9 protein-coding genes are annotated in these 13704 nt (G+C 55.8%); 6 read left to right on the top strand and 3 right to left on the bottom strand.

Features of this window, described 5'->3' with window-relative positions; genetic code table 11:
- The first annotated feature begins 61 nt into the window (after nt 1-61).
- Nucleotides 62-658, top strand: coding sequence for a peroxiredoxin (locus HMPREF2860_RS03105; protein ID WP_016422637.1), 597 nt, complete (start codon nt 62-64; stop codon nt 656-658).
- Nucleotides 659-663: 5 nt separating this feature from the next.
- Nucleotides 664-1188 (top strand): alkylhydroperoxidase, AhpD family, encoded by a 525-nt coding sequence (locus tag HMPREF2860_RS03110; RefSeq protein WP_038628796.1) that lies wholly within the window; start codon nt 664-666, stop codon nt 1186-1188.
- Nucleotides 1189-1313: 125 nt separating this feature from the next.
- On the opposite strand, the gene HMPREF2860_RS03115 is transcribed toward HMPREF2860_RS03110, so the two are convergent.
- A complete protein-coding gene (locus HMPREF2860_RS03115; RefSeq protein ID WP_038628793.1) occupies nt 1314-2531 on the bottom strand; it encodes an MFS transporter in 1218 nt (405 codons plus the stop codon).
- A 143-nt stretch (nt 2532-2674) separates the two neighbouring features.
- On the bottom strand, nt 2675-4777 hold the full coding sequence (locus tag HMPREF2860_RS03120; RefSeq protein ID WP_038628790.1) for a neutral/alkaline non-lysosomal ceramidase N-terminal domain-containing protein: 2103 nt from the start codon (nt 4775-4777) through the stop codon (nt 2675-2677).
- 215 nt (nt 4778-4992) lie between these two features.
- On the opposite strand from HMPREF2860_RS03120, the gene HMPREF2860_RS03125 reads away from it, so the two are divergent.
- The 3 genes from HMPREF2860_RS03125 (at nt 4993) to hrpA (ending at nt 11638) form a co-directional block, all read left to right on the top strand.
- Entirely contained in the window at nt 4993-6495 is a 1503-nt protein-coding gene (locus HMPREF2860_RS03125; RefSeq protein ID WP_038628787.1) for a DUF1846 domain-containing protein, read from the top strand.
- 61 nt (nt 6496-6556) lie between these two features.
- The gene (locus tag HMPREF2860_RS03130) at nt 6557-7489 is read left to right on the top strand and encodes an oxygen-dependent tRNA uridine(34) hydroxylase TrhO (protein ID WP_038628784.1); all 933 of its coding nucleotides are present in this window, start codon (nt 6557-6559) and stop codon (nt 7487-7489) included.
- A 93-nt stretch (nt 7490-7582) separates the two neighbouring features.
- Entirely contained in the window at nt 7583-11638 is a 4056-nt protein-coding gene (gene hrpA / locus HMPREF2860_RS03135) for an ATP-dependent RNA helicase HrpA (RefSeq protein ID WP_038628782.1), read from the top strand.
- On the opposite strand, the gene nrdR is transcribed toward hrpA, so the two are convergent.
- Entirely contained in the window at nt 11635-12117 is a 483-nt protein-coding gene (gene nrdR, locus HMPREF2860_RS03140) for a transcriptional regulator NrdR (protein WP_038628780.1), read from the bottom strand. The two genes, hrpA and nrdR, sit on opposite strands and share 4 nt — an antisense overlap.
- Before the next feature lie 865 nt (nt 12118-12982).
- On the opposite strand from nrdR, the gene lexA reads away from it, so the two are divergent.
- Entirely contained in the window at nt 12983-13684 is a 702-nt protein-coding gene (lexA, locus tag HMPREF2860_RS03145; protein WP_038628778.1) for a transcriptional repressor LexA, read from the top strand.
- The last annotated feature ends 20 nt before the right edge of the window (nt 13685-13704 follow it).

The following is a 13704-nucleotide window of genomic DNA, read 5'->3' on the forward strand; positions in this document are numbered from 1 at the left end:
TTTGGGAATCCATAGGCATAATGGCGTGTGACCCCAGAAGGAATACATTCAGGAGGATTCCATGGCAATTTTGACTGTTGGCGACAAGTTCCCCGAGTTTTCTCTAACCGCTCTCAAGGGCGGCAACCTGCGTGATGCAAACGCTTCTTCTCCGGATGACTACTTCGAGCAGGTAACCAATGAGTCCTACGAGGGTAAGTGGAAAGTCGTCTTCTTCTACCCGAAGGACTTCACCTTTGTCTGCCCGACGGAGATTGCTGCATTCGGCAAGCTGAACGAGGAATTCGAAGACCGCGACACCGTTATTCTCGGTGGCTCTGGCGACAACGAGTTCTCCCACTTCAACTGGCGTGCAACCCACGAGGAACTACTGGACATCCCGTTCCCGATGTTCTCCGACATCCGCCACGACCTGATGCGTGCACTCGGCGTCGAGAACGCTGACGGTGTTGCAGATCGCGCAACCTTCATCATTGACCCGGACGGCATCATTCAGTTCGTCTCCGTTACCCCGGACGCTGTCGGTCGTAACGTTGACGAGGTTCTGCGTGTTCTCGACGCTCTTCAGTCTGAAGAGGTCTGCGCATGTAACTGGCAGAAGAATGACCCGACCAAGAACATCGACAAGATGGATGTTCTGAAGCAGGAGCTGAAGTAACTCATATGAGCATCGATAACCTTCGTTCCGGCCTACCGGAGTACGCCAAGGACATGAAGCTGAACCTTGGCACTCTCACCCGTTCTACGGAACTCTCCGAGCAGCAGCTGTGGGGTACCCTGCTTGCATCTGCTGCTGCCACCCGCAACGAGACCGTCTTCTCCGAGATTGCTGAGGAAGCCAAGGAGCACCTGTCTGACGAGGCTTTCGAGTCTGCGCTTGGTGCGGCTACCGTTATGGGCATGAACAACGTCGCTTACCGCACTCGCCACATGCTCGGTGATGACTACGCACAGGTCAAGTTCGGTCTGCGCATGAACATCATCTCCAATCCGGGTGCCGAGAAGGAAGACTTCGAGCTGTGGTCTCTGGCAGTTTCTGCCATCAACGGCTGTGAAGCATGCGTGACCTCCCACGCAAAGGTCGTCCGCGATGCTGGTCTGACCAAGGAGCAGGTCTGGGAAGCTGTGAAGATTGCAGGCACCGTCTCTGGTATTGCACAGGCTGTCTTCGCTGAGGCTACCCGCTAAATATTAGGAGGATACGTTCGGCTTTGATAGTCGAACGCTCCCCCGCAGGATTTCCTGCTGATCAAATAGCGCCCAAGGAACCAATTTGTACCGGTTCCTTGGGCGCTTTTTCTTATTCGTTTCGGCTACTGCTGCGGAGGGTAATAGCCCGGATTTTCCTGCGCTTCATTAATAACTCGACGGCCACCGATGAGCTGGCGGTAGATGTGCACCTGAACCAGCATAGCCAGCGGCATTGTGTACAAGATGCCAATATAGAAGAGCATCGCACCTGCGGAAGAAACAATCGACGTCAGTATGAATGCAACAAGCATCGTCCAATATTGGGGCTTTACCAGGCGCCAAGCGACAACCGGCGCCTCAAGCGCAGTTGCTCGACCATCGAAAACAAGTAGTGGCATAGTCGCTGTAATTGGCATGATGAAAATCGACGTCAACAACAAAACCAAGTAGCCCAGTGGAATCATCGCCGCGGCAGCTTCACTGCCATTGGCGGACAGGGATACTCCAGCGATGAAGAGCACCATCCCCGGCAGCATGGCGAGCAGTCCCACCAGGAACGTGACAATGTAGACACCGATAAGAGATCCCCACCTGTTTACACGGAAGAAAGTACCGTAGTTCGGCACTCTCCCATCGACAGCTTCGAATGCACCGCGCAGCATAAATGCCTGCATCGCGAACATGCCCACGGCAAATAGGAGTGCCATCGCGCCGACAGTCGCGAACATTGACCCTAGATCCTCAAACGGAACATCGCCTGGATAGTTCGGCTCAAATTCCGGATCGAAGTCACCAGAGGCAAAGAGAATTGCCGCTGCGCCAACAATCAGGGCGACTAGTACGGCGAAGAACGTCAGCATGACGCCAAGCCAAGAAGCAAAATTGCTATTTAGACTACGAAACGCTGCGGAAAAGGCACTTCCAATGTCGACCTTCGTCGGCCCTTGTGCCACAGGCTTCACCGGTGGCTCATTGCCACCTGGCATGTTGACTCCGGGAGCAAGTGCACCGGCTGCAGGATTCCCCCCTGCCGGTTGCTGCCAGTAGCTTGATCCCGCACCATAGGGCTGGCCACCATAGTTCTCGCTTGGCTCGCCAGTTCCGTAGGACGGAATATCGCCATAGGCCTGTTCCCTACCGTGAGCCTGATTCCACTGTGGCGAATCCTCTGGTCCACGCGAGCCATGTTGTGCGTCCGAATCGACCCCGTAAGGGTTGTAGTCCTGCGAACCATTGTTGGGAAAACCGTGGCTCTGGGAGTCATAGTTACTGGACTCATTGTCCCGGCTGCCGTCACCGTAAGGATCGTTGTTGCTGTATGGATTGTTTGGGGTATTCATGAAGCAGACTGCTCCTGCCAAATTGACGGATACATACAAATAATGCGCACAACGGACTATACGTGAGACAAGCCCTTGATGAGATTTTAATGGGCCAAAGTATAAGTCACGTTGTGCGCATTAATGTATTTAATTGGACGTTCTTACACGAGCTCCACCGAAGCGACTCCCTCGAATTCGTTCAATGAATCACCAACACCCAACGCGCTACCACGCACGATGATGTCATACTTGCCCGGCGCGACTCCTCCGGTCTCCCAAGAGACCTTGGCGGTGGTATAAATACCGTCCTTGGCAAATTCAATGACAGTTGCCTGGTCCCAGTCGTCGGAAACAATCTCACCGCGGTCATTCTTGATAAGTAGGTAGCCGTCTTCCAGTCGCAAGTCGTTATTCGGATTTGCCGCGACGAATTGGGCAACGGCTTTCTGCCCTACCGTGACGCTTGCCGTGGATTCAAGCACGTCACCAAAATTCTTGCCCATTGGAGCGGAATCGATAACCTTTCCTCCTGCTGGCGACGGCGGGATGATGCCAGTGAGATCGCCTGCCGCACGGCCTGGCTCGACCGCAATGCCGTCGGCAAGCGCGTGAGCGAGATTGTGATAAATGGAAATCATCGCACTGAGCGTGTACTTGCCGAAAGCCGTTGCGCCGCCCTCGTAGTCCTGCTGATCGTATTCCTCTGGGGTAGCGACGTAGTGGCCATAGCTGTTGGTGTAGCCCTGGCAGATGACAGTATCGATTGGAACACCGAGGACTTCAGCGACGTGCTGACGCATGCGGTAGCCCGACATTGTGGTGGGTTCAAGGCCATTGGTGATCAAGGTGAAGCCACCGATGCGGGTGATGGAGAACATGTGGGTCTGCTGGAGAAGACCATCGATGTAGCCGACTGGCAGCAGGCACTCTTTGTTGCCCTGAATCTCCCCGATGTTTTTCGGGAGTACGACGTTATTGAGCTGGTGCACCCACGGCGTACCGCCGCGCTCGCCTTCGTTGAACCCGAGGGCTGGTTCTCCACCGCCATCCTCCTGGCTACTGGCTGCGAAGGCCGCACCGAGGATTGCAGGTCCAGTGCGGTGCGGCTGGCCGTCGGGCGTGAATTGGCCGTCGATGTCGACATCGCCAAGGTTGACCCACTTGTGGACAGTGGAGATACCGCCTCCTGGCAGTGCAATGGTCTGTCCCTGGGTAGCGTCAATCTGACGCTGACCGAGAATGCGGGCGGACTCTGCTTCGTCTCCGTTGCCTGGGCCCGAATTTGGCACGAGCCCCATGTTCGGGCTGATGTCACCCGGGCACGACATGGTAAATGCGGCGACAAAGGGGGCATCGGCCGGCTCACGGTGGGTAACCCCGCGGTCGACCTCGACCTTCCATGCTGCGTAGCCCTTGTTGTCGCCGTCGATGATGGTGTGCTCGGGACCGAAGGTGGTCGGATGAATTCCATACCAGTTAATGAATCCGACTTCGCGGCCACCGCGACTCACGTGCAGTGTATGGCTTTCCGGGTTGACTCCGTCGGGGAAGCGACGCAGCTCTTCTTCAGGGTTACGCTTAAATGCCTGCAGGGAGCGGTTGACACCCGCATCCTTGGCAATCCCCTTGGTCAGGTGGATAGTCGACGGCTGGTAATCAGCGTGTGCACGTTCAATAGCCTTGACCACACCGACGACTACAGCTTCGAAAGTGACGGGACGGAATCCGAGGGTAGTCAGGTCAACCATGAGATGGCCCGACGTACCTCCCGGCGCAACATGCGTGTGAGATGCGCAGATAAGCACGTTGCCCTCATGGTAGAGGTCTCCGAAAAGAGCTCGGAGACGCCGCAGAACTTCCATCTGGATGGACTGGAACATGAGCCCCATGTCTGCGGTGACGTGGACGACACGGTTGTCGTTGTCATCGCCGAAGATGAATGCACGCGCCATCTGGCGAAGACGCAGACCCGAGGTGATCTGATCCATGACCGCATACCCGTTCATGCCAGCGCCGAGTGGCTCGCCTGTCATATCGGCCATTCCTCGACCGACATTCAAATTGGTGGTCGAATTCCCCGCGGCGGCAGAAGCCCCGTTTGCAGGAGCGGCGTTTGCCTTAGGTGCACCACTTACGGCAGGCATCATACTCGCAGCTGACACGGCAGTTGCTCCGACGAGGAAGCCTCGCCTGCCCACTTGGTACGGGGCGCGTGCGGTTGGTTCTGCCGAATTCGACGATGATGCCATCTGGGGATCGAGCATGTCACATCCTCTTCATATTTCTTTTTGAATATCAATATGCTGGACTTTAATCAGACAATCCCCTACGCGTGGCCTAATTCACCAAAGTTTCCAAAATCCCCCCGCGACAGCAGTAACCGATACGACATTCGCAAGGCGGTATCACTACCATGGGCACAGTAGAATTTCGCAATATTTAGCGCGCTCCCCGCAGACACAACTTCAGAAAGGGCACCATGGGTCAGGCTGTCGGTTTTAACCGCGAGAAGTACATCGAAATGCAATCCGCTCATATTAAGAAGCGGCGCGCAGACATCGCAGGTGAAGGCGGCAAGCTCTACCTCGAAATGGGCGGCAAGCTATTTGATGATATGCATGCCTCGCGTGTTCTCCCAGGCTTCACACCTGACAATAAAATCGCTATGCTCGATCGCCTCAAGGACGATCTGGAAATCATGGTGTGCATCAATGCCAAGGATTTGGAGCGCCACAAGGTCCGCGCTGACCTCGACATCACTTACGAAGACGATGTGCTGCGTCTCGTCGATGTTTTTCGTGAACGCGGGTTTGTTGTCGGCAGCGTCGTCGTCACACAGCTTTCCGACGACAACACCCTGGCAAAGAACTTCATTGAGCGCCTGCAGCGACTCGGATTGAGCGTAATCCGCCATCGCAATATCGAGGGCTACCCAACAAACACCGAGAAAATTGTCAGTGAAGCCGGCTTCGGACTGAATGAATGGGCGCAAACGACGCGGGACTTGGTCGTTGTCACAGCGCCGGGCCCGGGCTCCGGAAAGCTGGCGACCTGTCTATCGCAGATTTACCACGACCACAAACACGGGATTCGTTCCGGTTACGCAAAGTTTGAGACCTTCCCTATCTGGAACCTGGCGCTCGAACACCCGGTAAATCTGGCCTACGAGGCGGCAACGGCTGATCTCGATGACATCAATCTCATCGACCCTTTTCATTTGGCCGCCTATGACACCAAGGTCACCAGCTATAACCGCGATGTCGAGGTCTTCCCACTGCTGCGCACCCTGCTGGAGAAGCTCGCGGGCGAGTCGCCGTACAAGTCACCGACCGACATGGGCGTCAATATGGCCGGTTACTGTATCGACGATGACGAAGTGTGCCGAGAGGCATCCAACCAAGAAATCGTTCGCCGTTACTACAAGGCTCTTGTCGACGAACACAAGAACAGCGCAGACGACGAAGTTTCGCAGCGCATTGCCATGATTATGAGCAAGGCCAACGTGTCGACAGCTGCCCGCCGAGTCGTCGCACCAGCACTTGAAGTTGAGAAATCTACCGGGGCGCCGGGCAGTGCAATCGAATTGCACGATGGCACAATCATCACGGGCAAGACCTCTGAGCTGCTCGGATGCTCAGCAGCAATGCTGCTCAACGCTCTCAAGAAGCTCGCCAATATCGACCCGGACTTACACTTGCTCTCCCCTGCTGCTATCGAGCCAATTCAAACGCTTAAGACGCATCACCTGGGCAGCCGCAACCCCCGCTTGCATACCGACGAGGTCCTTATCGCCCTTTCCGTGTCGGCGGCCACCAGCGACGACGCCCGCGCAGCCCTCGCCGAGCTGAAGAACCTTCGAAACTGCGATGTCCACACCACCACTATTCTCGGCAGCGTGGACGAAACAATTTTCCGCAACCTCGGTGTCCTAGTTACTTCCGAGCCCAAGTACCAGAAAAAGGCACTCTATCAGAAGCACTAAACCAGACCACCAGCTCACGTCGAAAATAGGATAACTGGGAGAGCAGACTAGAATAGTCCCCGTGAGCATCAGCAAGATTCTTCTGTACTACCAGTTCGCCCCGCTGTCCGATCCGCGTGCCATTATGCTGTGGCAGCGCGATCTTTGCGAATCGTTAGGGCTTAAAGGTCGCATTCTGGTGTCCGAGCACGGCATCAACGGCACCGTCGGAGGTGATCTCGATGCCTGTAAGAAGTACATCAAGAAAACCAAGCAGTACCCCGCTTTTCACTCCATGCAGTTCAAGTGGAGCGAAGGCGGCGCTGATGACTTTCCGAAACTCTCCGTCAAGGTTCGCGACGAAATCGTCGCTTTCGGTGCTCCGGGCGAGCTTAAAGTCGATACCGAAGGTGTCATTGGCGGCGGCACACATTTGAAGCCAGAAGAGGTCAATAAACTGGTCGAAGAACGCGGCGACGATGTCATCTTCTTCGATGGCCGCAACGCAATGGAAGCCGAGATTGGCAAGTTTAAAAACGCCGTCGTCCCGGACGTAAAGACCACGCACGACTTCATCGACGAACTGGAATCCGGCAAGTACGACTGGATGAAGGACAAGCCGATTATTTCCTACTGCACCGGCGGCATCCGCTGCGAGATCCTCTCCGCGCTTATGAAGAACCGCGGGTTCGAAGAGGTCTACCAAATCGACGGCGGTATTGTCCGCTACGGCGAAAAGTTTGGCAATAAGGGGCTGTGGGAAGGCTCTCTCTATGTCTTCGACAAGCGCATGCATATGGAGTTTGGCGATGGCATCGAAGATGAGGACTACGTACAACTCGGACACTGCGTCCACTGCGGCAAGCCCACAAACACCTTCCAAAACTGCATCAACGAAGACACCTGCCGTCGACAGGTGCTTATCTGCGATGACTGCTGGGAGGATACCGAGACACAGCACTGTGGGCGCGAGGACTGCAAGGAAGTTGCCGAAGAGCTAGCAGCCGCAAAGTAGGACGCTTCCTGCTGCCATCGGACCATCTTGAGCGTCTCCAATCAGCACAGATGTGGGTTGTCTACCAAGACACGGCTAATCTAGTAGGCAACCATGACTACTCCTAGCCGTTCTGATAAACCAGCTCCACGTGTCCAGTCGGGAAACCACCACTCCCGCCATCGCAATTCCGCCAGGCCGCAGCGCTCTGACAAGCCTGCTAAGGACACGCGTAAAAAGGAGCTCTACCAGCTCGCTGATCAATTACCTATTCGGGAGGCCCAGTCCTTCCGACGTCGGCTAAAGCGAGCATCCGCGCCGAAGGCGCTGTCTGCAATCTCTGCAGACCTCGACTTTGCGCTGGAGCGGTTAGAAGATCGTCGTAATGCGATTCCTCGCATCACCTACCCGGCGCAGTTGCCGGTGTCCGCCCGCCGCGACGATATTGCAGAGGCGATTGAGAACAATCAGGTCGTCATTATTGCTGGTGAGACTGGCTCTGGTAAAACTACCCAAATCCCGAAGATATGCCTAGAACTGGGACGCGGGGTGCGGGGCAAGATTGGCCATACGCAGCCACGTCGTATTGCGGCGCGTTCGGTGGCGGAGCGAATTGCCCATGAGCTGGGCGAGAAGATTGGACAGCACGTCGGTTATGCGGTGCGTTTTGATGACCGCGTGGGCAAGGATACCTGCATTAAACTGATGACCGACGGTATCCTGCTGGCCGAAATTGGCCGCGACCGACTGTTGCGTGAGTACGACACCATCATCATCGATGAGGCGCACGAACGCAGCCTCAACATCGACTTCCTGCTGGGATATTTAAAGCATATTCTGCCGCAGCGCCCAGATCTGAAGATCATTATCACTTCGGCGACGATTGATCCGGAACGGTTCGCCCGTCATTTCGCGCCTGACGACGAGCACACTGCGCCCATCATCGAGGTGTCAGGGCGCACCTACCCGGTGGAAATCCGCTATCGCCCTCTGGTGCGGACTGTTGTTGCGAAAAATGGGCAAGAAAAGGAAGTCGCCATCGAGCAGATCGATGGTGTTATCGCTGCGTGCGAGGAGCTCATGCGGCTTGGCGACGGCGATATCCTGGTGTTCTTTTCGGGTGAGCGCGAGATCCGAGAAGCAGCCGAAGCCATCGAGGGCAGGCGCTGGAAGGGTGTAGAAGCCGTTCCACTGTTCGGTCGGCTATCTAATGCAGAGCAGCACCGAATCTTCACCCCGCACTCCGGGCGCCGCATTGTGCTGGCGACCAATATCGCGGAGACGTCGCTGACGGTGCCGGGTATTGAGTACGTCGTCGATACTGGTACCGCACGCATTTCCCGGTACTCCACCCGCACGAAGGTGCAGCGCCTGCCAGTCGAGGACATCAGCCAGGCATCCGCGAATCAGCGCTCTGGACGCTGTGGTCGTGTAGCTGATGGCGTGGCGATTCGTCTCTACAGCGAGGAGGAATTTCTCTCTCGCCCCGAGTTTACGGATCCGGAGATTCTGCGCACCAATCTCGCTTCGGTTGTACTGCAAATGATTTCGTTGCGGCTTGGCGCGATTGAGGCCTTCCCCTTTGTCCAGCCACCAGAGCACAAGGCAGTGCGCGATGGCATTAACCTGCTCACAGAGCTTCAGGCTATTACCACCACGTCGGCGTCTGGGAGAGGCCGTGAATCTGACTCCGGCGCCAGTGCCGACGCCCCCGAGCTGACGGACATCGGCCGACAGATTGCCCGTATACCTGTCGACCCGCGCCTTGCCCGCATGCTGGTCGAAGGGTACGAAAACACCACTCTTGGGGCTGTGACCGTCATTGTCGCCGCGTTGTCTTTGCAGGATGTTCGCGAACGTCCGCTGGAGTTCCAAGCTCAGGCAGATCAGCTACATGCCCGTTTTAAGGACACCACCAGCGACTTCAACTCCCTGCTGAAGCTCTGGGAATACCTGGAGGAAAAGCGCCGCGAGCTTAGCGGTAACCAGTTCCGCAAGATGTGCAAACGCGAGTACCTCCACTATCTGCGCGTTCGCGAGTGGCAGGACTTGGTGCGTCAGCTCCACCAGGCAACGGCTGAGCTGGGCTGGAGTCTTTCGGCCCGCAGCTTAACCAGCGGTGTCGACGATCCCGACGAGGTGGCAAAGTCGCTGTTACCGGGTCTGTTATCGATGATTGGTACGCGCGAGGGCGAGGGCAAGGAATTTACTGGCACCCGAAACACGAAGTTCCTCATTCACCCCTCGTCCGCGCTGGCGAAGAAGCCACCCCGCTGGGTGATGGCTGCGGAGATCGTCGAGACTTCTCGAACTTTCGCTCGAAACGTTGGCACCATTCAGCCTCAATGGGTCGAAAAGGTGGCTCCTCACCTGCTGAAACATCAGTACTCGGAACCGCACTGGTCGGCTAAACGCGGTGCGGCTATGGCTTACCAGAAGTCGACGCTCTACGGCGTGCCCGTAGTCGTTGACCGACTGGTGCCTTATCACCGTGTTGATGCGGATGCCGCACGCTCTATGTTCATCCGCTGCGCACTTGTCGACGGCGAGTGGAACACTCATCATGAGTTCTTCAAGAACAACCAAGACAAGCTGGCCGAAGCTGCGAAGATCGAGGAAAAGCAGCGGTCCCGCGGGATTGTCGTCGACGACGATGTTCTTTACGCGTTCTACGACTCCAAGTTGCCTGCTTCCATTACCACTGCAGCCAATTTTGACCGCTGGTGGAAAAAGACCAAACCCAAGCAGCCGAATCTCCTCGATTTCGATCCGAACAAGCTGCTCAATCCGGATGCCGGCGATATCGATGACAATGCCTTCCCCGAAATGTGGCAGCAGGGCTCCGTCGATTTCTCGCTGTCCTATAAGTTCGAACCGGGAGCTCCTGATGACGGCGTAACCCTTCGCGTCCCGGTTCCTCTCCTGGCGGGTCTGCGTGAAGATGGCTTCGACTGGCAGGTTCCCGGTCTGCGCGCCGAGCTCGCAGAAGCCTATATTCGCACTCTCCCGAAGGCTCTGCGTAAGTCAGTTGTCCCCGCGCCGGATTTCGCACGCCGCGCGCTGGAGACAATGACGCCGTATTCAGGGCGCTTCGTTGATGTTTTCGCCGATGCTTTACGACGGCTCGGAGGCTCCGGCATCAATGGAGCCGATTTTGACCCGTCCAAGCTGCCAGCGCACCTGCGCTTTAACTATGCGGTTATCGACCGACACGGCAATATTGTCGATCAGAGCCGTGATCTCGCCCCCTTGCGCGCTAAGCACGCGGCAACTGTCTCGACTGCCGTTTCGAAGCGTGCAAAGTCTGCAGCCCACGAAGCCGTGAAAAAATGGACTTCGGACAATCTCGGCACTGTGGCAGAGACAGTCAAAAGTACTGTCGACGGTCAATCGGTCACCATGTATCCGACGCTTGTGACCACTAAGGATGGCGTGGCCGTCGAAGTCAAACCAACTAAGGCCCAGGCCGAGGCCACATTGGCAACTACCAACCTGACTATGTTGTTGCGCGAATGCCCCGTCAACGCTGCACAAATGACTAAGGGACTTCCACTTCAGCAACGCGTTGGTGTGGATGCGTGGCCGCATGGCGGCGCAGATGGACTCGTCGAAGACTGCCGCGTCGCAGTAATCCGCGATTGCATGATAGCTGCTGGTGGCCCGGTACGATCCCCCGAAGAATTCAACAAGCTACTTGAACAGGTTCGCTCCGGTGTCGCCTCGGAGGTACGCCAGTTGGTTGTCGGCATTGCTCAGGCCATGCCGGCCTATGTCTCGGTGACTAATCAGCTGGATAAGTGGGAAGGCGATGCTATTGACGATATGCGTCGCCAGCTGGAGTTCATGTTCCCCAAGGGAGCGGTGGCCAAGCACGGATGGCAGCACCTGCGTCATTTGCCACGCTATCTACAAGCGATGGAGATTCGCCTTGAGGAAATGAACCGCGATCCCGGCCGTGATGCGGACCGTGAAGATGAGGTTACTGAGGCTCGTGAATATTTAGCTGCGAAACTCGAGCGGCTGCCCAAGGGGCGAGCGCATTCTGCGGAAGTTCGGGATATTCAGTGGCTTATCGAAGAGCTACGCGTCAGCCTCTTTGCCCAGCGTTTGGGAACAGCCCACAGTGTTTCCCTGACCCGAATAAAAAAACGTGTGGATAAGCTGCGCTAAGGCATCTCCGCTTCCTTGCCATGCGCCTGTGGTTTCTTTCCTTTGCGCATGCTGGAGATTTCCTGGATGAAGTCATCCGCCGAAGAAAATGACTTGTAGACGGAAGCGAACCGGAGGTAACCCACCTCATCCAATTCTTTCAATGGTTCAAGGATGGCGAGACCGATATCATTTGAGTCCACCCGAGGCGTGCCTTTCTCGCGGAGGCTCTCCTCCACTTTTTGTGCAAGCTTCTTCAGCTGAGACTCTGATACTTCACGCCCCTGGCACGCACGTCGAACACCCTGGATAACCTTTTCACGGTTGAACTCCTCAGGGATTCCATCCCGTTTAACAACCATCAGCTGCGAGCGTTCAATCGTAGAAAAACGTTTACCGCAATTCAGGCATTCTCTCCGGCGACGAATCCCCATACCGTTATCTATTAACCGTGAGTCCAAGACTCGTGTCTGATCATGGTGACAAAACTGGCAATACACAGCCTCCAGTCTACGTCCAACCCCAACGCCGGAAACCGGAATGATTATTGCGCGGAGTAGGAAGCGTACGTAGACGTAAAGGTGCTTTCGACTGTCTCACTTTCCCCTTGTTCAAAGACCACGCTGCCGAAAACTCCGAAGAAAACACCAAGCCCTAGAGCCCATACCGCCATCAAACGAGTCAGGTTAGTGCCTGAGGATACATCACTACGATTGGACTGCTGCGCCCTGCTAACAGGTAGAGACGGGCGCCCGTAGTTGACCGAGACATGACTAGGCCGCGACCTGTCCCTCCGCATTCGCGCCGATGAAGCCCCATCGCGATTGCGCTGTGCAATACGTGCACGCTGACCGGGCCGAACGATGTGCTGCGTGCAAGACGCACTACGTTCACCCCACACCAACGGGGCTTTCCGTGTCGTCCGAGCAGAGGGCTCGGAAACTTGAGAAAAGTCAATATCAGATGCGCTGCTAACACCTAGTGCGGTTGAAACCGTAGACATCATGTTTTCTCCCTTTCCAACGTTGACTCTCCCACCGTTGCCGGCCTGGAGAGAATAAGAGTTGTACGACCGTTTCCCGACGCTCTGGAGACTATGTCCAAGGGCGGATGCAGAGAATCCGTCTAGACCTTTTCATCAAACGACTGTTCGAGTAACTTGTCATGTTCGATTTATAACACCATGTTCGAACGTTGTCTACTGCTATCCGGTTTTATTTTCGATTTTCGGAACCGCCACGGCCTCCGAGCACGGATTACGCAGACTTTTTCCAAAGAATCCAAGGACGTGCGGTGTTCGATGCTCGACGATTCGAACAGTTTTGAGCTATCATTCATTCGAAAGAGTTTGAGAAGGGATGTTCCATGGCTCAAAAGAAGAAAGCGAACCCTAAAACACTCACCGATCGGCAGCGTCGCATTCTTGATGTCATTTCGGATGCCGTCGTACTTCGCGGATACCCACCGAGCATTCGAGAAATTGGAGATGCCGTGGGCTTGAATTCCACCTCGTCGGTGGCATACCAACTCAAGGAGTTGGAAAAGAAGGGCTTTCTCCGCCGCGACCCACACAAACCCCGTGCGGTAAACGTAAGGGATTCGAAATCCTCAGCTGGCACTTTCACTCCGGTAAAGCCTGGGCCAAAGGCCACTGGCAGCACCCAAACTCCCGAGATACCAGAGGACATGCCAGAGCCAATCTTCGTTCCTATCGTTGGACAGATTGCGGCTGGCAACCCCATTTTGGCGGAACAGCATGTGGAAAGTCATATGGCACTTCCGATGGAGATTACGGGCTCTGGTCAGCTGTACCTACTCAAGGTCGTGGGTGATTCCATGGTTGACGCAGGCATTCTCGACGGAGACTGGGTGGTAGTCCGTTCCCAAGACGTGGTCGAACAGGGCGACTTTGTTGCAGCCCTGTTTGAAGATGAAGCAACAGTCAAGGAATGGCACGAAGACGCTGCTGGCAAGTGGCTAATGCCCCATAATCGCGCATTTGACCCGCTCCCCGCAGAGCACGCCAAGATCCTCGGCAAGATTGTCAGCGTCCTACGCAGTCTCTAATTTCCCACATTTTCGTTGCC

It is taken from the genome of Corynebacterium sp. HMSC064E10, assembly GCF_001812505.1.
Lineage (GTDB): Bacteria > Actinomycetota > Actinomycetes > Mycobacteriales > Mycobacteriaceae > Corynebacterium > Corynebacterium amycolatum.

What these genes read in the sequence shown, in the direction of transcription:
- lexA (WP_038628778.1), top strand. Translation starts at nt 12,983, where the DNA reads ATGGCTCAAAAGAAGAAAGCGAACCCTAAAACACTCACCGATCGGCAG.
- HMPREF2860_RS03105 (WP_016422637.1), top strand. Translation starts at nt 62, where the DNA reads ATGGCAATTTTGACTGTTGGCGACAAGTTCCCCGAGTTTTCTCTAACC.
- HMPREF2860_RS03110 (WP_038628796.1), top strand. Translation starts at nt 664, where the DNA reads ATGAGCATCGATAACCTTCGTTCCGGCCTACCGGAGTACGCCAAGGAC.
- hrpA (WP_038628782.1), top strand. Translation starts at nt 7,583, where the DNA reads ATGACTACTCCTAGCCGTTCTGATAAACCAGCTCCACGTGTCCAGTCG.
- HMPREF2860_RS03125 (WP_038628787.1), top strand. Translation starts at nt 4,993, where the DNA reads ATGGGTCAGGCTGTCGGTTTTAACCGCGAGAAGTACATCGAAATGCAA.
- HMPREF2860_RS03120 (WP_038628790.1), bottom strand. Translation starts at nt 4,777, where the DNA reads ATGCTCGATCCCCAGATGGCATCATCGTCGAATTCGGCAGAACCAACC.
- HMPREF2860_RS03115 (WP_038628793.1), bottom strand. Translation starts at nt 2,531, where the DNA reads ATGAATACCCCAAACAATCCATACAGCAACAACGATCCTTACGGTGAC.